Consider the following 20,419-nt stretch of genomic DNA (forward strand, 5'->3'; position numbering starts at 1 on the left):
GTGATCAACGGTGGGCTCATGACTGTCGAGCCTGCCCGACCGATGAACCGAGCCTGACCGACCACCGTAGGTGCCACCGCATGAACGCCGATTCCAGGTGCTCCACGTACCGAGGACACTGATGTCTCAACTTCGCGCACCCGAAGCGCGACCGGAACGCCGAGAGGGCGGACGGCACGGCCGACCGGGTGCCCGTTCCCACTCGGCCACGGGCAGGCCGCGCGCCGCCCAGCCGTCCCCCGAGGCGCGTATACGCCCCCAACTCCTGCGCACCGCCGTGCTGCCGACCGTCGTAGCGGTACTGAGCGGAGCCGCAGCGGTCATCTTCACCGCCCGCTCCACCGGAGCCCGGCCCTCCACCGAACTCTGGATCGCGCTGGGCGCGGCCGGTGCGCTGGCGCTCGCCGCGGTGCTGGCCGCGTACCTCGCCGCCAACCGCGTCGCCACCACCGTCTTCGGCCGCTGTCTGGCGCTCCGCCGCGCCAGCGCCCAGGGCCAGGCCGAACTGCGACGGGTGGTGGAACAGCTCCGCAACGGCGAACCGGTGCCCGCACGCAGGCCCACCGAGCCCGCCGCTCCGGGCAGCGACGCCTTCGAGCTGCTCGCCCGGGAACTCGGCCGCCAGCAGGAGGTCGCCGTGGCCGCGGTCGTCCAGGCGTCCCGGCTCTCCGACCACTCCGGCGAGGACCAGAAGGTCGAGGTCTTCGTCAATCTCGCCCGCCGGCTCCAGTCGCTCGTGCACCGCGAGATCCAGCTGCTCGACGAGCTGGAGCACGAGGTCGAGGACCCCGATCTGCTCAAGGGTCTCTTCCAAGTCGACCATCTCGCCACCCGCATCCGCAGGCACGCCGAGAACCTCGCCGTCCTCGGTGGCGCCGTGTCCCGGCGGCAGTGGAGCAACCCGGTCACCATGACCGAGGTCCTGCGCTCGGCCATCGCCGAGGTCGAGCAGTACCCACGGGTCAAGCTCGTGCCGCCGATCGACGGCACCCTGCGCGGCCACGCCGTGGCGGACGTGATCCATCTGCTGGCCGAACTGGTGGAGAACGCGACCGTGTTCTCCGCCCCGCACACCCAAGTGCTGCTGCGTGCCCAGCAGGTCACCGCCGGACTGGCCCTGGAGGTGGAGGACCGGGGACTCGGCATGCCGGGCAACGAGCAGAAGCGGATGAACGCCCTGCTCGCCGACCCCGACCAGGTCAACGTGGCCCGTCTGCTCCAGGACGGCCGGATCGGGCTGTTCGTCGTCGCGTCACTGGCCCGGCGGCACGGCATCGCGGTCCGGCTGCAGAGCAACATCTACGGAGGCACGCAGGCCGTACTCGTCCTCCCGCAGTCCCTGCTGGGCGTGGACGGGGACGCCCCGGCCGCGGAAGGCGCGGCCCCGGTCCCGCCCCCAGGTCCCGTACACCGTCCACCGGCCGAGGACGCGAGGGCCGGCCACCACAAGCCGAATCCCGGACCGAACCCGAGCCTGAACCCCGGTCCGAGCACCGCACCGGCTCCGCAGACGAGCACCGGCCGTCAGCCGTACGTCCCCAGCCAGCCGCTGCGCCTGCATCAACCGCCCCAGCAGGCACAAGGTCAGGGTGAGGCCCCGCCGCTGCCGTTGCGGGCCGAGCGACTCGACCGCCCCACCCCGGCCGAGGCCCGCCCCGGAATCCGGCCCACGGACGACGTCCCCGACGCAGTCCACTCCGAGCCCGGAGTCGTACGCGGCACCATGGGCCGGCCCCAACTGCCCAGGCGCGCCCATCAGGAGCACCTGGTCCCGCAGCTCAGGGAGGCACCGGCCCCGCGCACCGAGGACGAACAGGCCCTGCACGACCCGGGACTCGTGGCGGCCTTCCGACGAGGCATCGAACTCGCCGAGGCCCGCAGCGAATCCGAGGCCGACACCGCCCCGGAAGCGGACACGGGCCTCGAAGCGGCGGCGGCCCCGCAGTCCTGGCAGTCCCGGGCCCCGCTCGAACCGCTGCCGGTACGCGGACTCGGCGCGACCGTCGCCCCGTACCCCTCGGGCCCGGTCCCGTTCCCGGATCCGGACGCGGCCCCGGCCGACGACCCCCTCGAAACGAACACCTCCAAGGAGTAGATGCACCATGGTGACCGATATGCCGTCCGGTCAGGTCTCGGACCTCGACTGGCTGCTGAGCGGACTGGTCCAGCGTGTCCCGTACACACGCAGCGCGGTTCTCCTCTCCGCCGACGGGCTGGTGAAATCCCTTCATGGCATGGACGCCGACAGCGCCGACCACATGGCGGCGCTGGCAGCCGGCCTGTACTCGCTCGGCCGCAGCGCGGGCGCGCGCTTCGGCGACGGCGGTGACGTACGGCAGGTGGTGGTCGAGCTCGACTCGACCCTGCTGTTCGTCTCCACCGCCGGGTCCGGCACCTGCCTCGCCGTGCTCGCCGGACGTGAGGCGGACGCGGCGGTGCTCGGCTACGAGATGACCATGCTGGTCAAGAGCGTCCGGCCCTATCTGATGACGCCTGTGAGACAAGCGGCCGGGACCCCCGGCGCCACGGGGCTGTGAGGGTGTCGGTCCCGCAGGACGGGCCGCTGCTCGACGACGCGGCCGGCCGGCTCATCCGCCCGTACACCGTGAGCAACGGCCGTACCCGTCCTACGACCGTGCTCGATCTGCTCTCCCTGGTCATGGCCACGGGGACCGAGCCGCAGATGCATCTCGGTCCCGAGCACTCCGTCGCGCTGGGGCTGTGCGGCGGTCCCACCTCGGTGGCCGAGATCGCCGCCCATCTGAGGTTGCCCGCAGTCGTCACCAAGGTGCTCGTCTCCGACCTGGTCGACTGCGGGGCCGTGACCGCGCATCCGCCCGCCTTCCATGACATGCCCACCGACCGATCCCTGCTGGAGGCAGTGCTCGATGGCTTACGACGACAGCTCTGACGGCTTCGGCAGCTCCGCCGCGTACGAGAACAACGCAAGCTCCGAAGGCTTCGCAAGCCACGGAAGCCATGGCCGTTCCGAGAGCTACGGGAGCCCCGAGAGCTACGGACACCCGGGGAACCACGGTGACGCGCTGGATTACGGACCCGCGCAGAACTACGGGGAAAGCCGGAGCTACGGGGACGCGCAGGGCTACGGGGATGTTCCGGGCCACGAAACCGGACCGGGCCGCGGCGGCCCCGGCAGCACCCCGGATGCCTCCGGAGCCGCAGGCACCGAGGGCTCAGAAGGCTTTCCCGTCGCGCTCAAGGTGCTGGTGGCAGGCGGGTTCGGCGTCGGCAAGACGACATTCGTCGGCGCGGTCAGCGAAATCGCACCGCTGAGCACGGAAGAGCTGCTGACCCAGGTCAGCGCCGCGACCGACAGCCTCGACGGGATCGAGTCCAAGACCTCCACCACCGTGGCGATGGACTTCGGCCGCATCACCCTCGACGAGCAGCACGTTCTCTATCTGTTCGGAACCCCGGGCCAGGAACGCTTCTGGTTCATGTGGGACGAACTCTCCCAGGGAGCGCTGGGAGCCGTCGTGATCGCGGACACCCGTCGGCTCGCCGAGTGCTTCGCCGCCGTCGACTTCTTCGAGCGGCGCGGCATCGGATTCATCGTCGCGGTGAACGAGTTCGACGGTGCCTACCGCTACGCACCCGAGGAGATCCGCGCCGCACTCGACCTGGGGCCGGGCGTACCGGTGGTGCTCTGCGACGCCCGGATCGCCAGCTCGGGCACCGGGGCGCTGGTCACGCTGGTCCAGCACCTGATCAACGCCACCTCGGCCCCGGCCCCGCTGATCGGCTCCGGAGCCCACCCGTGACCCGAAACGCCACCGGCCGCATGCTGCTCACGCCCGTCGACCGCGATGCCGTCCTCCGTACCCAGCGGCTGAGGACGCTCGGGCTCGGGGAACGCGCCGACGCATCGTTCGACAACTTCGACGCCTTCGCCGACCGGGTGGCCGAGGTGACCGAAGCGCCCTTCTCGATGGTCAGCTTCATCGACGGCAACCGGCAGTTCTTCGCCGGGCTGCACACCCCGGCCGGCACGCACAAGGGCTCCGACCTGGGCGCCACGGCCGCGGGCAGCAGCCGCAGCGGTCGTTACGTCGCGCTCGACCGCGGCTACTGCCCGCATGTCGTCGTCCGGCGCAAGGCGCTCGTCCTGGAGGACGTCTGCGACTACCCCCGGTTCGCAGGCAACCCGGTGGTCGACGAAATAGGCATCCGTTCCTATCTCGGCGCGCCCCTCATCGACCGCACGGGCGTCGCCCTGGGCGCCGTCTGCGCGGTCGACACCGTGCCCCGCCCGTGGGGCAGGGCGGGGCTCGACACGATCAAGTCCCTGGCCCTGGAACTCGTCGGGCACATCGATCAACGGGAGGGGAACAGCTTCGGCATCTGACCGGCAGTCCGCCGTCCGCCGCCCGGCCGGCACCCCGGCCCACGACCGCGATCAGACCTCGACGGTCGTACCGTCCAGGAAGGTCAGCACCACCGAGTCCGCCCCCGCTCGCACCCGCACCGCGTCGCGCAGCGCCTCCGGATGCACGGCGTCCCGGGAGAGGGCGACCAGCGAGACATGGACGCTCCGCCCGCCCGGGTGCGGCCCGCTGCGGAGATACGGGATTGCCGAATGCGGCCCGTACGCATTGGACTGGACATCACGCGCCACGGCGGCCCCTTCCGTGCCGCCGTCCCAGCCGTGCAGCGCGATCAGGGCGCTGCTCAGACCGTCGGCCGTACGGGCGAGTGCCCAGTCGGGACCCGACAGGGCGAACGGGCTCTCCGCATGGGAGACCGCGTGACCGCCCTCCCGCACCACCACGCCTTCCGGCGCCTCGACCCGGTGCACCCGGATTTCCCACGGACCGTGCAGCACACTCGTCGTCTCGATCCGGTACGGATGATCGTCACCGGGCAGCCTGGCCGCGTACCAGGAGGCCGCGACGCGGTCCTCGCAGCGCAGCGGATGGATCCGGCGGCGCACCGACGGGGTGCCGTCGGACGCCACGAGTGCCAGATGACCATCGATGGAGCGTGTCACGGCGTGCGGGGCGGCCTCGGGTGCCGTCGCCGTCGAGTAGGCGAACCTGGCGTAGTGCGGATCGTCCGTGCCCTCGGCGGGGTCGGCCGCCTCGTCGAACGGCGGATTGTGGTCGCTGCCGTGGTTGACCAGCCGGACGATGCCGTCGTCACGGGTGCCGTGCAGCAGCCAGCCGGTGGCCGGCAGCGCGGTGTACCGGTCGGACTCCTCGATGGGCAACGGCAGTTCGCGCGCCGTCCACACGGCGTGGTCGGCCGGCAGCAGCAGCCCGAGGAAGCCCTTGCTCGCCCAGTACGGCGAGGCGGGGCCGGAGTACGGCTGGGTGCTCGGCAGGAACGTGTCGTACCAGCCGAGCGTCAGCAGCCCCCGCTCGTCCGGCACACCGCGCTCCGCGAAGTGCCGCATCGTGCCCGAGGCGAGCCGGCGGGTGAGCCCCGGCGCCAGCGGGGTGCAGTCGGCCAGCGCCCCCATCCACACCGGTGCCAGGGCGGCGAACCGGTACGTCAGTGAACGGCCCTGGTGGACCGGCGCGCCGTCGGAACCGAAGAAGTGCGGATAGTCCTCCAGGAACCGGCTGAGCCGCTGCCGGTAGACCTCGGTCCTGCCCCCGTCGTCGTCGCCCGCGATCCGCGACCACAGCAGCGGGTACAGATGCATGGCCCAGCCGATGTAGTAGTCGAAGTTCCGGCCGTCCCCGTCGGTGTACCAGCCGTCACCGACGTACCAGTCCTCGATCCTGTCCAGGTTCGATTCGATGTCCGAGCGGCTGTACGGCGCCCCGACCGAGGCGAGGAACTGCTCGGACACCACCTGGAAGAGCCGCCAGTTGTTGTCCCAGGTGCGCCCGCCGACGAACCCGGAGAACCAGTCGACGACCCGCTCCTGCACCCGCGCGTCCAGCCGGTCCCAGATCCACGGCCGGGTCTCGTGCAACGCCACCGCGACCGACGCCGCCTCCACCATCTGCTGCGAGCAGTCCGTCAGCTTCGGCCACGCCTCCCCGCTGCCGGGGTCCGTGCCCGCGGCCAGCCCCGCCGTGTACCGCTCGATCAGTGCGGGGTCGACCGCCCCGCCCGCGCCCGCGATCCGGCAGGCGGCGAGCAGGAACGACCGGGCGAACCCTTCGAGACCGTCCGAGACGACCCCCGACCAGCTGCCGCGGCCGGGCAGCCGGTACTGGGCGAAGCCGGGTGTCGCGTACGGCACCAGCGCATCCAGCATCCGGTCGGCCGTCGCCTCCCAGTGGGCCCGGGTCCAGCCGGTTCGTGACGACAGGAGCCGGTCGGGCGGCGGCAGTTGCAGATGCGGTGCGACGGACATGGTGGTGCTGCTCCTCGGGGTGATGCGGGATGGGTTACCGGTTGAGTTCGGCTCGGTGGGTGTGGCCGCGTGAGCCGCCGACGGCGACGGTGAGTACGGGCCTGCGGCCTGGGACGATGCTCACCGAGTCATCGGCCGCCACCACCGACCGTACGGGGAACGGCAGCTCGACCGAGAGCGTGGTGAGTGTCCGCCCCGGGTCGGCGACCGCGACGCGGACCTGCGCGCCGTGGCGCTGCACGAGTACCGACGCCGGGCCCGACGCGGTGATTCCGGCCGCCGTTCCGGCGCGCCAGAAATTCACCGCCGTCAGCCCTGCCCGGCGTGCCTCCACCGCCTGCGCGGTGGTGTCGTTGGCGACGATCCGGACCGGCCGGGACCGCGACCAGACCGCCGTCGCCGCGGCCGACGCGCCGGGCAGCAGCACATAGGCGTAGCGGGCGTCGCTGGGGGAGGGGCCGTGGTCCGTCCAGAGTGTCAGGTAGCGGCGGGTGACCGGGTCGGTGCTGCCGCCCGTGTCGGCCCCGGTGTCGATGGCCCGCCAGGTGCCGGTGCGCTGCTCACGCAGGGCGTGCAGGGCGGTTCCCCCGGGGAACACATAGCCGCCCACCGTGTCGACATGTGCCCATCGGGCCTGGCCGAACTCGCCGCTCCAGCCCTGCTCGGCGGGCTGGCGGACGCCGTCGACCAGCAGCCGGTGACGCCCGTCCGCGCCCAGGTTGCGGTTCTCGACGATCGTCTCGACCGGCCGGCCGTCGCTCGCCGTGATGCCCGCGCCGAGTGCGATCACCGCGTTGTCCAGCAGGAACCACGACTTCCTGGTCCGCAGGGTGGTGCCCTGGGCGCCGATCACCTCCATCGCGGCGGCCCCGTACCGGCCGTCCAGCACGGCACCGCCCGCGACGGCGTTGGACGGACGGTAGGTGGACGTACCGGCGCTCGTGCCGAGATCGGTCCGCTGCCGGGTGTCGACCGTGGTGCCGGGGAGCCGGTACGGATCGACGGTCGGCCAGAAGCCGTCGTTGAACTGCCCCAGGTCGTCGCCGTCGTACAGATACATCATGCCGTCGCCGGTGTACCAGCCGTGCAGATTCTCGCCGTTGCCCGCCTCGTACGCCGAGATCCGCTTCGACGACAGGGACAGCGCACAGGCCCAGCCGGGGCGGCGGTGCACGACGCGGTCCATGTCGGCGAAGACATGGCTGCCCGTGGTGCGCGGTCCGGCCGGCACGCTCCTGTCGTTCAGTACGGCTTTGGCCAGGGCGAGTTGGGGGAGTGTCGCGAGGGCCTCGAAGGGGGTGGTGCGATTGCGGGTCAGCCAGCCCTTGACCAGGGCGCGCCATCGGCCCGCGTACTCGGCGGGTGCGCCGGAGGCCAGGAGCAGGATCGCCGCGAGGGCCGTCGCGCCGTCGCGGTGGTCACCGGCGCGCTCCCGGGAGACCGCCCGGCCGCGGACCGAGTCCATCATCAGCCCGTCGAAGATCACCGGGGCGAAGGCCCGCTCGACGGCGTCGTACATCACCGACACCTTCGGATCGGCCACCGCCCACTCCGAGCCCGCCAGCAGCGCCAGCAGATAGGCCGTGCCGCCCAGCAGCACGATGCCGTACGACCCGGTGTAGGCCACCACGTCGTGCTGGACGAACGAGCCGTCCTCGTAGAAGCCGTCACCCGAACTCGTGTACCGGAAGAGGCTGTTGCGCCCCGCGCCCCGTACGTCGGACAGCGCGTCGCGGGCCGAGACGAGCTTGGCCGCGTCCCGTCCCAGCAGCCCGCGCAGCGCCACGATGACGGCCTTGTCGGTGCGGTTCGCCCCGGTCTCGGAGAGCGTCGGGGAGTTGGTGCGACGGTCCGCGTCCGGGCAGAACCGGTCGACGACCGCCAGATAGTCCGTCAGATCGGCTGCGGGAAGCCGGTCGCGCAGGATGACGGAGCAGTCCATCAGCGCACGCGGGGCGCCGATCTCCCAGAACCACCAGTTGCCGGTCTCGCGCTCGGCCGGGTTGTACGCGGTGTCGTGGGCGAAGCGCAGCGCCGCGACGAGGGCATCCGCCACCTGTGTGGATCCGGCGAGGGAGGTGCCCTCGGTGGCCCAGGCGGTGGCGACGGTACGCAGCCGGGTGTAGCTCTGGCCGAAGTTGCCCGGGTCGGTGAGCGGAGCGAGATCCGGCCAGAGCGCGGTGCGGCCGGCGCTGCGGTCGAGGGTGTCCCACAGGCCCTTGGCCGTGGTGTCCAGGGCCGCGACCGCCGCGGTGAAGTCGGTGTCGGCCGGGTCGAACCAGCCGCCGGTGAGCAGGGATTCGGCCCGCTGGAGCAGGGTGTCGAAGTCGGCGGTGGCCGCGGCCCCGGCGGTGGTGTCCGCGACGGGGGAGGCGTGTGCCGCGCCGGCCGAGGTGATGAGCGCGGCAGCGGCCGTGACGGCGGTGGCGCTGCTCGCCGCGAGGAGGGTTCGTCTGCTGAGGTTCACGGTGAACTCCCTTGTCGCCGCGATCAGTCGGCCAGCGTGGCCGGGTCGACGGGCGGCTTCGGCAGATTCAGTGCGGCCAGCTCGGCCCGGCCCGTGGCGTCGATCGGGAACGCCCAGGTGTTCACGAAGAAGTCCGTCAGGTCGTAGCCCGCGACACGGCTGGAGAAGGTGGCGAGGGCCCGGTAGCGCTTGTCGGTCTCGGTGTACTCGGACTGCGGGTTCTCCTCGCGGACCAGCTTGTGCATCCGGGGCCAGAAGTCGTCGCCGAACGCCAGCTCCAGCTGGCGCAGCGGGACGAGCTTCTCGTACGCGCCGAAGGACTTCTCGTACGTCAGCCCGGCCGTGCCGAACTTCTGCTGTGCCGACTGGAAGTAGGTGAGACCCGTCTTCGGGTCGACGGTGAGGAGGTTGGACGGCTGCTTCAGGGTGCGCTGCGCGGCCAGCGAGTAGATGTTGACCGTGACCTCGGTCAGGCCGCCGGGCTTGTAGGCGAACTGCTGGTGGAGGTGGCCGAGTTCGTGGTACAGCCCCCAGCCCCTGGTGCGCAGTCCCTCCACGGTCGTGGCCCGGTCGAGATAGGCGCGCGGGAAGCCGTTGTAGCCGTGGGTGGCGTAGGCGCCGACACCGCTGGGCACCTTGCTGACCTCGGTGAAGTGGTACGGACCGGCCTTGCGCCGGTGCACCGGCTTCGAACCGTCCAGACCGCTGATCCGGGCATGGGAGTCGATGATCGTCTCGACCAGCCCGAGCAGCGCGGCATGGTCCTCGCCGCGGTACAGCAGCGCACCCTCGCGAGTGAGCGTCATGATCGTGTGCGGCGCGTGCAGTTCGACGTACGGCGATGCGGTGAGCGTGTCCAGCTGCCGCTGGTAGTCGGCCTCCGAGGTGCGGCCCAGGGTGAAGACCGGCATGGGCACGGCACCGGAGCGGATCAGCACACCGGCCCGCTCGCCGCGGCCCGTCAGGGTGAGGTAGACCGGGCCGCCGTGCGGGTCCGTGACCGTGTTCGCCCCCGCGGTCAGCGGATAGCTGCGGGGCTCGGTGATCTCGCCGTAGTAGTCCCAGGCGCCGATCCAGAGGGTGGGCAGCAGATCGTCGTAGGGCTGGACCGTGAGGGAGAGGGGGGTACCGGCCGGGACGTGCAGACCGGTGGGCTGGAACTCCGAGCCGCGCAGGGCCTGTCCGAGCCGCAGCCGCTCGGCCTCGGCGGTGGGCCGGGCGGTCACGGTCAGCTTGACCGGGCGGCCGGCCCGGCGCTCGGGGGCGGTGCCGGGCGTGGTGGCCCGAGCCGTTCCGGTGGCGGCGGCGAGCGCGATGGCCGCTCCGGCTCCGGCGGCCGCGGCGAGAACGGAACGCCGGCCGACGGGGGAGGAGGAGGCGGAAGCAGTGGTGGCGGAGCCGGCGGGGTCTGTGGGCATGCGCATGCGGAACTCCCTGCGGAAATGAGTGAGGGCGGAAGCGTGCGGAACGGTGCTGCTCGGCGCCAGCATGTAAGCGGTTGCTATCCAGAGGCAATAGGGGGCAAGAAGTTACTGTTATTTTCTATGGCCAACTATGGACAGGCGGGAAGTAACCGGTCACATCCCGGCGGAACGGCCGGGCCTCGGTGCAACGGAGTCGCGTACCACGATGTGCGTACCGAGCCGCAGGGCATCCGTGGTCGGCTCGCGCCAGTCGTCCTCGTCCCCGCCGGTGACGGCCAGCCGTACCGCCTGGCGCCCCATCTCCTCCAGCGGAATATGGACCGTGGTCAGCCGCGGCCGCATCTCCTGGGCCACCGGGATGTCGTCGTACCCCACCAGGGACACGTCCTTCGGCACCCGGATCCCGGCCTCCTCCAGGGCCTGCGCCGCGCCCGCCGCCACCATGTCGTTGGCGGCGAAGACCGCGGTGAAGTCCGGCCCGTCCCGCAGTAGTTCGGCCATCCTCCGGTAGCCGAAGTTGCGGCTGAAGGCGCCGGACTGGACAAGCTCGGGGTCCGGGGTGATACCGCGCAGCTCAAGGGCCCGCTGGTGCCCGGCCAGCCGGTCGCGAGTGGTGGAGAGCTTGGGCGGGCCACCGAGGTAGAGGATCCGCTCGTGCCCCTGCATCAGCAGATGGTCGGTGATGGCGAAGGCGCCGCCCTCGTTGTCGTACTCGACCGCGACGGTCGGGGCCTGCTCGCCCAGCGCCGACCTGCCGCACAGCACCAGCTTCGATCCGCCCGCGTCCAGTTCGCGCGCCCTGCGGGCCAGTTCGGTGGTGTAGCCGTGGTCCGCGATGGAGCCGCCGACCACGACCACCGCGTCCGCCCGGCGCTCGTGCATCAGATCGATGAAGGCCAGCTCCCGCTGCGGATCGCCCTGGGTGCAGCAGACCAGACAGAGTCGTCCGCCCAGTGCCGCCTCCCGTTCCACACCGCGCGCGATGTACGCGTAGAACGGGTCGATGACCTCGTTGACGATGATTCCGACGGTGCGGTTGGAGACGCCGGCCAGTGCGCGGGCGTGGGCGTTGACGACATAGCCCAGCTCGCGCATCGCGGACTCGACCCGCTCCCGGGTGGCCTCGGCGACCGGGTAGTTGCGGTTCAGTACGCGGGAGACGGTGGCCGTCGAGACACCTGCGCGCCGCGCGACGTCGGTGACCGTCGCCCGCCGTTGTCCGTCCGCGGCTGTGCTCTGCCGGCGCATCCGGCTCACCCCCTGGTGGCTGTTGTGTGACGCCGAGCCTAGTGCCCCTATCGGCAGGCTCCGCCCCGTCGCGCCGGTCATCACGCGCGCTCGCGGCATCGGCCAAATGCCCTGGTGGCTCCGGTGCGAGGGCTTCCGGCCGCCTTGCGGTCGCACGCACCGGGCGACGCTCCTTCCGGGCGCACATCGCCGGTCACGGCACGCGCCTGCGCCGGCCAGGGGCTCACGCGATCCTCCCCAGGTCGGCCCGGTGCACCGGGTGCTCGAACGGAATGCCCCGCGCGTACCGCGCCAGCTCGCCGACCGCGAGCGCCCCGAGCCGCCCCACCTCGTTGCCCTGGGCGCCCGCAAGGTGCGGGGTGAGGAAGACGTTCGGCAGGTCCCACAAGGGGTGGCCGTGCGGCAGCGGCTCGGGGGATGTCACGTCGAGGACCGCGTCCAGCCGCCCACTGACCAGGTGCCCGGTCAGTGCCTCGGTGTCCACCAGGCGGCCGCGCGCGGTGTTGACGAGCAGGGTGCCGGGGCGCATCAGGCCGATCCGCCGGGCGTCGATGATCCCGCGGGTCTCCGGTGTGTCGGGGGCGTGGACGGTCACCACGTCGCTGGTCGCCACCAGGGTGTCGAGATCGGTCGGGGTGACGCCGAGCAGTTCCGCCTCGGCCGCACCGATGTAGGGGTCGTAGAGCAGTACCTCCGCGTCGAGGACCCGGAGGAGCTCGATGACCCGGCGGCCGATCCGGGAGGCCCCGACCACACCGATGGTCAGCCCGTGCGTGCCGAGCCAGTGCTGCCGGTCGAGGTCGGCGCCGGTGCGGTGGGTGCGTCGGGTGCGGAAGAGCCCGGCCAGCGGGAACACCCGCTTGGCGCCCATGATGATCGCCGCCAGGGTGAACTCGGCGACCGGTACGGCGTTGGCGGCGGCGGCCGACGAGACCACGATCCCGCGATCGAACGCAACCGGGGACAGAAACGTTTTCACCGTGCCGGCCGCGTGGATCACGGCACGCAGTGCGGGCGCCCGGTCCAGCAGCCCGGCGTCGACGGGCGGGCAGCCCCAGCCGGTGAGCAGGACCTCCGCGGCACTCAGCGCCGCGGCGGCCTGCGGGGAGTCGAACTCGCTGATCACGGACGGGTCGAGAAGGTCGGCGGTCTCCTCCAGACGGGCCCGTACCGGTGGCGGAAAGACGTCGTCCAGCAGTCCGGGGCTCATGACCAGGAGCGTGCGCGGCCGTCGCGGGGACGGTGCCGCGGCATCGCTACCGGAATGTGCCGGTGCCTCTTCGGTGGTTCGCACCCTGCCTCCGGACAGTAATCGCGTTCTATGGGATGACCGGCACGCTAAGGAGCGCGATGGCCGACCGTCAAGCTCCGACCTGCTGTAACTGTCCAGTTCAGCGGCATATTTACTGGTTCGATGTGCCGGATTCGGCCGCTGGGGCATCGCGGCTCAATGACTTTTGCCTGGATCTCTTGACGCTTGGGTTAACCGCTTACTAACTTGCGGCCCCAGAAGGCCCACCACGCGCCACCCAGCCGAACAGGACGCACCATGGCTGAAACAGCACCCCCGTTGCCGCGGGAAAAGCGGCGACGGAAGGCTGAAACACCCTCCCCGCCAGCCGCCGGGACCGTAGTCGCACAGCAGCGGCTGAGCCTCTGGCAGCGGATCAAGCGGGACCGGGTGATGCTGCTGCTCACCCTGCCCGGCCTGCTGTACTTCGTCGTCTTCCACTACGTACCGCTGCTCGGCTACGTCGTGGCGTTCCAGGACTACCAGCCGTATCTCGGCTACATGCACAGTGTCTGGGTGGGGTTCGCCAACTTCTCCGCGGCGTTCGGCGAGCCGGCCTTCTGGTCCGCGACGTTCAACACCCTGGAGATCGCCCTCGTCCAGCTGGTGTTCTTCTTCCCGATCCCGATCGCCCTGGCCCTGCTGCTCAACAGCATCGCCAGCGACCGGATCAGGCGCTTCGTGCAGAGCGTCGTCTACCTGCCGCACTTCATCGGCTGGGTCATCATCGTCTCGATCTTCCAGCAGATCCTGGGCGGTGCCGGGCTCCTGCCCGACGTCCTGGGCGGCCTGGGGCTGCCGCGCTACGACATGATGAGCGACCCCGACGCCTTCCCCTGGCTGCTGACCCTCCAGGTCGCCTGGAAGGACGCCGGCTGGGGCACGATCATCATCCTCGCCGCGCTGTTGAACATCGACAAGCAGCAGTACGAGGCCGCCGCCATCGACGGTGCGGGGCCGCGACGCCGCCTGTGGCACGTGACCCTGCCGGGCATCGCCCCCGTACTCATCCTGCTGCTGATCCTCAACCTCGGGCAGATCCTCTCCGTCGGCTTCGAGCAGATCCTGCTCCAGCGGGACGCGGTCGGCCCGGACGCCGGTGAAGTCCTCGACACCTACGTCTATTACCACGGCATCAAGGACAACGACTGGGGCGTCGCCGCCGCCGTCGGACTCGTCAAGGCGGTCATCGGCACCGCACTCGTCCTGGGCGCGAACAAGTTCGCCCACCGACTCGGCCACGAAGGGGTGTACCGCGGTGCTGACCGCTGAGAAGACGCGCGCCACGACGGAATCCACCGCACCGGCGCCCCGCCCCGCCCCCGCCCGGAAGTCCGACGGCCGTCCCCCGTGGATGGAGCGGCCGACCCGCATCGGACAGATCGCCAAGGCGATCGCCATCGTCGTGGTCGTCCTCGCCGTCGCCTACCCGCTGGTCGGCGTCATCGGCACGAGCTTCGCCTCGCAGACCGACATCATCAAGAGCTCCGGCCTCGTCCTGTGGCCGGACCACCCCACCCTGGACGCCTACCGCACCATCTTCACCGGCGGAGTCGTCACCCGGGCGCTGATCGTCTCCCTGGGCATCACGGTCTTCGGCACCCTCGCCAGCCTCCTCGTCACCGTCGGCATGGCGTACGGGCTCTCCCGCCGCGATGTCACGGGCTCCCGCTTCATCCTGATGACGGCCCTGTTCACGATGCTCTTCAACGCGGGCATCATCCCGAACTTCCTGCTGGTCAAGGGCCTCGGTCTGTACGACACCTACGCGGCGCTCGTCATGCCCACCCTGGTCAGCGCCTTCAACCTGGTCGTCCTGCGGTCCTTCTTCATGAACCTGCCCGAGGAGCTGTACGACGCCGCGAAGGTCGACGGAGCCGGAGACTTCCGCATCCTGGTGCGGATCGTCCTGCCGCTGTCCAAGGCCGTCCTCGCCGTGATCAGCCTCTTCTACGCGGTGACGTACTGGAACGCCTTCTTCAACTCGCTCCTGTACCTCAACGACTCCGACAAGTGGCCGCTGCCGATGGTGCTGCGCACCTACGTGCTCCAGGGCCAGAGCCTGAACGCCGCCTCGGCCGGCGAGGTGCTCGCCCCGCAGCAGGCCGTACAGATGGCGGTCCTGGTGATCGCCGTCGTACCGATCCTCTGCGTCTACCCGTTCCTCCAGCGCTACTTCACCAAGGGCGTGCTCACGGGCGCCGTCAAGGGCTGAGCGCAGCCACCGCCCCCCACTCCTTCCTTTCCCCTCTCTCAAGGAGATTCAGGTGTCGAGCTCCACCCCCATCAATCGCAGAGCACTGTTCCGCATGGGTGCGGGCGTCGGTCTGGGACTGGCCGCCGCCCCGCTGCTCGCCGCCTGCGGCGACGGCGGCACGACCGCGAAGGCGGAGGCCAAGAGCGCCTCGCTGCTGCCCAACACCGCGGTCCGCAACATCGGCCTCAAGCCCGACCTGGCGGGCACTGCGGCGGGCGTCCCGCAGGGCTTCTTCAGCTACCCGGCCAAGCCGCTGCGCGCCACGAAGAGCACCCCGCTCAAGGGGGCGAAGCCGATCAGCGCGACGATGGAGACCTTCTCCCCGCCGCCGCCCGCACGCGGCAGCAACGCCGCCTGGCAGGAGATCGAGAAGCTCCTCGGCGGCCAGGTGAACATCACCGCCGTCCCCGCGGACGACTACGGCACCAAGTTCTCCACCATGGTCGCCAGTGACAGCCTGCCCGACCTCTTCATGTACCCGGAGAGCGGTGGCGTCGACAACAAGGCCGCCTTCCTCCAGGCCAAGTGCGCCGACCTGACCCCGTACCTCGCCGGTGACAAGGTCAAGGACTACCCGAACCTGGCCGCGATCCCGAAGGGCGCCTGGCAGTCCGCCATCTTCGGCGGGAAGCTCTACGGCATCCCGATCGCCCGGACCGGCACCGGTGGCGCGGGCGTGTACCGCCACGACCTGTTCGAGGAGGTCGGCGTCACCAGCCTCGACCAGATCACCGACCTCGACCGGTTCGTCGAGGTCTGCAAGGAGCTGACCCGGCCCAAGCAGGACCAGTACGCCATCATCGCGGGCGCCACCAGCATGCTCGCCATGTCCGCGGGCGCGCCCAACTTCTGGCGGCTGGACGAGAAGACCGGCAAGTTCACCGTCGACCTGGAGACCCCGGAGTACCGCAAGGCCGTCGAGACGGCGCGGCTGCTGTACAAGGCCGGCTGCTACTACCCGGGCACCCTCCAGATGTCCGGGGCGCAGAAGGCCCAGTACACGGACATGTTCAAGAACGGCAAGGGCGCCTACGTCTACGACGGCATGCCCACCTACCTGGCGCCCGGCGTCGGCTACATCGCCTCGATGAAGGCGATCGACAAGAAGTACGACCCGCGCCCGCTCGTGCCGGTCGGCAAGGACGCCGTCGCCTGGATGGACAACATCTCGCTCCAGAACACCCACATCAAGAAGGCGTCCGGGGACCGCGTCAAGGAGATCCTGGCCCTCGCCGACTTCGCCGCGTCCCCGTTCGGCAGCCAGGAGTACACCCTCATCAACTACGGCGTCGAGGGCAAGGACTTCACCCGGGACGACAAGGGCAACCCGGCGCTCACCAAGCAGGGCACCCAGGACGTCACCGTGCCGTGGAAGTTCATGGCCTCCGCCGTCCCGGCGATCTTCAGCGCCGACTCGGAGCAGGGCGTCCGCCACGTCCACGACGCCTTCACCAGGATGATCCCCATGATGGTGCCGGACCCGACGCTCCAGTACTCCTCGCCCACCTGGGACTCCAAGGGTTCCGGCAGCCTCAACACGCTCAAGGGCGATGCGCTGAAGGACATCATCTCCGGTCGCAAGCCCATGTCCGCCTACGACCAGTTCGTCAAGGACTACCTGGCCAAGGGCGGCGAGCAGGCCCGAGGCGAGTTCGAGGACGCCTTCCAGAAGGGGAAGAAGTGACGACCCGACGCTCGGCCCTGAAACTCGGCGGCGCGGCGGTGGCCGCGGCCGTCGCCGTACCCGCCCTCGGCTCGCCCGCCTCCGCCCGGTCGCACGGCTTCGACCCGAAGCCGGGCTCGGACGGCGTCGGCGACCCGCTCTTCCCGACCCTCGGGAACGGCGGCTACCAGGTCGTCCACTACGACCTGACCTTCGACTTCACACCGGTCACCTACGACTTCACCGCCGTGGTGCGGATCAACGCCAAGGCCACCCAGGACCTCTCCGCGTTCAACCTGGACACCGACGGCCACACCATCGACGCCGTCACCGTCGCCGGCCGCCCCGCCACCTGGGCGCTCTCGCCCGGCAAGAGCGGCCAGGAGCTCACCGTCACCCCCGCCCGCCCGCTCCACAACGGGCAGGCGTTCACGGCCGAGGTCCGCTACCGGGGCAATGGCAAGGCGCCCCGACTCGGCCTGACCGGCTGGAAGTTCGGCACCGACGGCGGCTTCGCCTCCGCCGCCCAGTCCTCCCGCGCCGACACCTTCCTGCCCTGCAACGACACCCCGTCCGACAAGGCGACGTGGACCTTCCACATCAGCGCCCCGCAGGGCTATGTCGCCGCCGCCAACGGCGAACTGCTCCACAAGACCCCGCGCGCCGACGGCTCCACCGTCTGGCACTTCGCCCTGCGCGAGCGCATGGCGACCGAACTTATCGGCATCGCTGTCGTCAAGGGCACCTATCTGTACGGCACCAGCCACCGCGGACTGCCGCTGCGGCACATCGTCCCGCAGGGCCAGGAGGACAAGTACGGCCCGATCGTGGCCCGCACGGCAGACCATCTGGCCTGGCTGGAGGCGAAGTTCGGCCGCTACCCGTTCTCCGTCTACGGCGTCCACATCTACGACGGCTACACCGACGCCCTGGAGAACCAGACCCTCTCCCTGTTCTCCACCAACTGGTTCAAGCTCAACGCCGACGGACAGCCCGGCTACGAGACCACCATGGTCCACGAGCTCGTCCACCAGTGGTTCGGCGACTCCGTCACCCCGAACGACTGGCAGCAGGCCTGGCTCAACGAGGGCCCCGCCGTGTACTACGCCGGTCTGTACGGCGAGGAGCGCGGCTGGTCGGTCTTCGAGGACAAGATGAAGGCGACGTACGAGAAGCTCGACGCGGTCCGCGCTGCCGACGGGCCGCCCGGACTGCCCAAGGCGCTCGGCGGCACCAACATCTACGACGGCGGCGCCCTCGTCCTGTACGCCCTCGGCCTCCGGATCGGCCGGCGGAAGTTCGACCGGGTCATGCGCGAGTGGGTGAAGCGCTTCAAGGACTCCACGTACACCAGCGAGGCCTTCATCCGGCACACCGTCGACGTCACCGGCGACAAGTCCCTCGACCCGTTCCTGCGCGACTGGCTCTTCGGAGCCGTGAACCCGCCCATGCCCGGCCACCCCGACTGGAAGGCCTCCGCGTGAACCGCCGCTCCCTGAACGTCGTACGAGGAACCGCCGCTGCCGCCTCCGCCGCCGTCCTGGCCGCGCTCCTGGCGGCCCCGGCCGCCCAGGCCGCCCCCGGTACCCGCACCCTGTACGCGGCCCCGGACGGACACGGCACCTCCTGCACGGTCGCCCGCCCCTGCACCCCGGAAGGCGCCCGCGACCAGGCACGCACCGAGACCGGCCGCGACGTGCGCGTACTCCTGAAGAACGGCACGTACGAGCTCGACCAGCCCCTGAAGCTCGGTCCCGCCGACTCCGGGAAGAACGGCCGCACGGTCACCTGGACCGCGGCCCCCGGCGCCCGCCCCGTCCTCTCCGGCGGACAGGACATCACCGGCTGGCGGCAGAACACCGACGGCACCTGGACCGCAGACGCCCCCGCCGACGTCGACCCCCGCCAGCTCTTCGTCGACGGCAGGCGCGCGACCCGCGCCCGCGGCGAGGCCTGCCCGGCGAGCACCTGCGACGCCACGAATACCGGCATGAACGGCGCGGTCGCCACGGGCATCGCCCAGTGGCAGCGCCCCACCGACGCCGAAGCCGTCATCCGGGTCCGCTGGCGCAACTACCACTGCCGGATCACGGGCGTGAACGGCGATGACATGACCTTCGCCCAGCCCTGCTGGACCAACTCGTCGAGCGGCACCGACCGCACCGGACCCGCCTGGGACTCCACCACGGTCGACTCCACCCGCTACAGCGGCGTCGCCCACTTCGAGAACGCCCCCGAACTCCTCGACCAGCCGGGCGAGTTCGTGTGGAACTCGAAGGACCGCACCGTCACCTACCTGCCGCGCAAGGGCGAGAACATGCGCCATGCGCGGGCCGTCACCCCGCACACCGAACAGCTGCTCGTCGTCGACGGCGCCCACGACGTCACCGTCAGCGGGATCGGCTTCGCGTACGCGGCGTACCGCCGGCCCGGCACCGACGAGGGCTACGCGGGCATGCAGGCCGGTCTCACCCTGACCGGCGCCACCGGCCCCGTCGACCACGCGGGCCGCTTCTACACCAAGCCGTCGGCCGCGGTGACCGTCCGCGGCGGACAGCGCGTCAGCATCGACAACGCCCGGTTCAGCCGGCTCGGCGGGGCGGGCGCGATCCTCGAAGCGGGCACCAAGGACAGCTCGGTGACCCGCTCCTCCTTCACCGACCTTTCCTCGGGCGCCGTCTACGTGGGCGACACCGAGCCGATGCCGTCGGCGGCGCTCGCGGGGGAGCGGAACACCGTCGCGCACAACACCATCACCCGCTCCGGCGTCGAGTTCACCGACTCGGTGGGCATCTGGGCCGGGTACGAGGCCGGGCTGGCCGTCGACCACAACAGCCTGGACCACCTCCCGTACTCCGGGATCTCGGTCGGCTGGGGCTGGAACCAGCCCGAGTCCCAGAAGTCCGTCCTGCGCGACAACAAGGTGACGGACAACCGGATCACCCACGTCATGGAGGTCGCCCAGGAGCAGCACGACGGCGGGGCGATCTACACCCAGGGCGCACAGCCGGGCACGGTCGTCTCCGGCAACTACATCAACCGCTCCGCCTTCGGGAACACCGAGCGCGACGGCAACGGCATCTACCTCGACGAACAGTCCTCGCACATCGTCGTCGAGAAGAACGTCATCACCCGCATCGGCTACAAGTGGGTCTCGAACTGGGCGGACTACGGCATCCGGAACACCGCCCGGGGCAACTGGACCGACACCGCCGCGCCCGCCCTCGGCGGCAACGGCTCGGTCATGACGGACAACCTCACCGGCCTGGACCGGCTGCCGGCCGAGGCCCTCGCCGTCGCACGCCGGGCGGGCGCCCACGGCGGTCCGGTCGAGCAACTGCGCACCGACCTGGCCCGCACCGGCACGGCCACCCAGTCCTCCACCGAGGGAACGGCGGGCGCGGAGCTCGCCCTGGACGGCGACACCAACACCGACACCCGCACGCTCTCCGAGGCGGGCGCCTGGTGGCAGGTCGACCTGGGCGCCGAGCAGCGCGTCCGTCAGATCGAGATCTGGAACAACTCCTCCGCCACGACCGCCGACTTCGACGTGGTCACGGACGACGGAACGGTCCACGTCAGCGGGAAAGCGCTGCGCCCGACGGTCCTGGACCTGGACAGTCGCACCCGCACGGTGAAGATCGTGACGTCCGGCACCGGACGCGTGGCACTGTCCCAGGTGCTCGTCCACCCGTAGCGGTTCTCTCTCCCCCAGCCGGGCGGCATCGAGCCCGACCGGCT

The 20,419-nt window shown here is 70.9% G+C and carries 15 protein-coding genes; 10 read left to right on the forward strand and 5 right to left on the reverse strand.

The features are described from left to right. Positions 1–121: 121 nt before the first annotated feature. The 5 genes from OG611_RS35635 (at position 122) to OG611_RS35655 (ending at position 4,366) form a co-directional block, all read left to right on the forward strand. Positions 122–2,095, forward strand: a complete 1,974-nt coding sequence (locus tag OG611_RS35635) for a sensor histidine kinase KdpD (RefSeq protein ID WP_266429832.1) — start codon at positions 122–124, stop codon at positions 2,093–2,095. Positions 2,096–2,102: 7 nt separating this feature from the next. After that, positions 2,103–2,537 (forward strand): roadblock/LC7 domain-containing protein, encoded by a 435-nt coding sequence (locus OG611_RS35640; protein ID WP_266429833.1) that lies wholly within the window; start codon positions 2,103–2,105, stop codon positions 2,535–2,537. A 2-nt stretch (positions 2,538–2,539) separates the two neighbouring features. Next, positions 2,540–2,911, forward strand: coding sequence for a DUF742 domain-containing protein (locus tag OG611_RS35645; protein ID WP_266429834.1), 372 nt, complete (start codon positions 2,540–2,542; stop codon positions 2,909–2,911). A 310-nt stretch (positions 2,912–3,221) separates the two neighbouring features. Further along, on the forward strand, positions 3,222–3,782 hold the full coding sequence (locus OG611_RS35650) for an ATP/GTP-binding protein (protein WP_266431400.1): 561 nt from the start codon (positions 3,222–3,224) through the stop codon (positions 3,780–3,782). Then, positions 3,779–4,366 carry a GAF domain-containing protein gene (locus OG611_RS35655; protein ID WP_266429836.1) on the forward strand — a complete coding sequence of 196 codons (588 nt, stop codon included), beginning with the start codon at positions 3,779–3,781 and terminating at the stop codon, positions 4,364–4,366. The genes OG611_RS35650 and OG611_RS35655 overlap by 4 nt, the downstream gene beginning before the upstream one ends. A gap of 51 nt (positions 4,367–4,417) precedes the next feature. Here the strand turns inward: OG611_RS35655 and OG611_RS35660 are convergent, their stop codons facing one another. The 5 genes from OG611_RS35660 to OG611_RS35680 all read right to left on the reverse strand — a co-directional run bounded on the left by OG611_RS35660 (position 4,418) and on the right by OG611_RS35680 (position 12,677). Next, positions 4,418–6,328, reverse strand: a complete 1,911-nt coding sequence (locus OG611_RS35660) for a DUF2264 domain-containing protein (protein ID WP_266429839.1) — start codon at positions 6,326–6,328, stop codon at positions 4,418–4,420. Positions 6,329–6,362: 34 nt separating this feature from the next. Then, on the reverse strand, positions 6,363–8,795 hold the full coding sequence (locus tag OG611_RS35665; RefSeq protein WP_266429842.1) for a polysaccharide lyase 8 family protein: 2,433 nt from the start codon (positions 8,793–8,795) through the stop codon (positions 6,363–6,365). A gap of 23 nt (positions 8,796–8,818) precedes the next feature. Next, the gene (locus OG611_RS35670; protein WP_266429845.1) at positions 8,819–10,219 is read right to left on the reverse strand and encodes a M60 family metallopeptidase; all 1,401 of its coding nucleotides are present in this window, start codon (positions 10,217–10,219) and stop codon (positions 8,819–8,821) included. 153 nt (positions 10,220–10,372) lie between these two features. Continuing rightward, the gene (locus tag OG611_RS35675) at positions 10,373–11,467 is read right to left on the reverse strand and encodes a LacI family DNA-binding transcriptional regulator (protein WP_266429848.1); all 1,095 of its coding nucleotides are present in this window, start codon (positions 11,465–11,467) and stop codon (positions 10,373–10,375) included. Positions 11,468–11,690: 223 nt separating this feature from the next. After that, positions 11,691–12,677 carry a hydroxyacid dehydrogenase gene (locus OG611_RS35680; RefSeq protein WP_266429851.1) on the reverse strand — a complete coding sequence of 329 codons (987 nt, stop codon included), beginning with the start codon at positions 12,675–12,677 and terminating at the stop codon, positions 11,691–11,693. A 339-nt stretch (positions 12,678–13,016) separates the two neighbouring features. On the opposite strand from OG611_RS35680, the gene OG611_RS35685 reads away from it, so the two are divergent. The 5 genes from OG611_RS35685 (at position 13,017) to OG611_RS35705 (ending at position 20,375) form a co-directional block, all read left to right on the forward strand. Further along, positions 13,017–14,030 (forward strand): sugar ABC transporter permease, encoded by a 1,014-nt coding sequence (locus tag OG611_RS35685; protein ID WP_266429854.1) that lies wholly within the window; start codon positions 13,017–13,019, stop codon positions 14,028–14,030. An 82-nt stretch (positions 14,031–14,112) separates the two neighbouring features. Beyond that, entirely contained in the window at positions 14,113–14,973 is an 861-nt protein-coding gene (locus tag OG611_RS35690) for a carbohydrate ABC transporter permease (RefSeq protein ID WP_266431402.1), read from the forward strand. 52 nt (positions 14,974–15,025) lie between these two features. Beyond that, positions 15,026–16,699 carry an extracellular solute-binding protein gene (locus OG611_RS35695; RefSeq protein WP_266429857.1) on the forward strand — a complete coding sequence of 558 codons (1,674 nt, stop codon included), beginning with the start codon at positions 15,026–15,028 and terminating at the stop codon, positions 16,697–16,699. Then, the gene (locus tag OG611_RS35700; RefSeq protein ID WP_266429861.1) at positions 16,696–18,162 is read left to right on the forward strand and encodes a M1 family metallopeptidase; all 1,467 of its coding nucleotides are present in this window, start codon (positions 16,696–16,698) and stop codon (positions 18,160–18,162) included. The genes OG611_RS35695 and OG611_RS35700 overlap by 4 nt, the downstream gene beginning before the upstream one ends. Further along, a complete protein-coding gene (locus OG611_RS35705; RefSeq protein ID WP_266429864.1) occupies positions 18,159–20,375 on the forward strand; it encodes a right-handed parallel beta-helix repeat-containing protein in 2,217 nt (738 codons plus the stop codon). Before OG611_RS35700 ends, OG611_RS35705 begins: the two co-directional genes overlap by 4 nt. Positions 20,376–20,419: the final 44 nt, after the last annotated feature.

This window comes from Streptomyces sp. NBC_01363 (assembly GCF_026340595.1).
Taxonomy (GTDB): domain Bacteria; phylum Actinomycetota; class Actinomycetes; order Streptomycetales; family Streptomycetaceae; genus Streptomyces.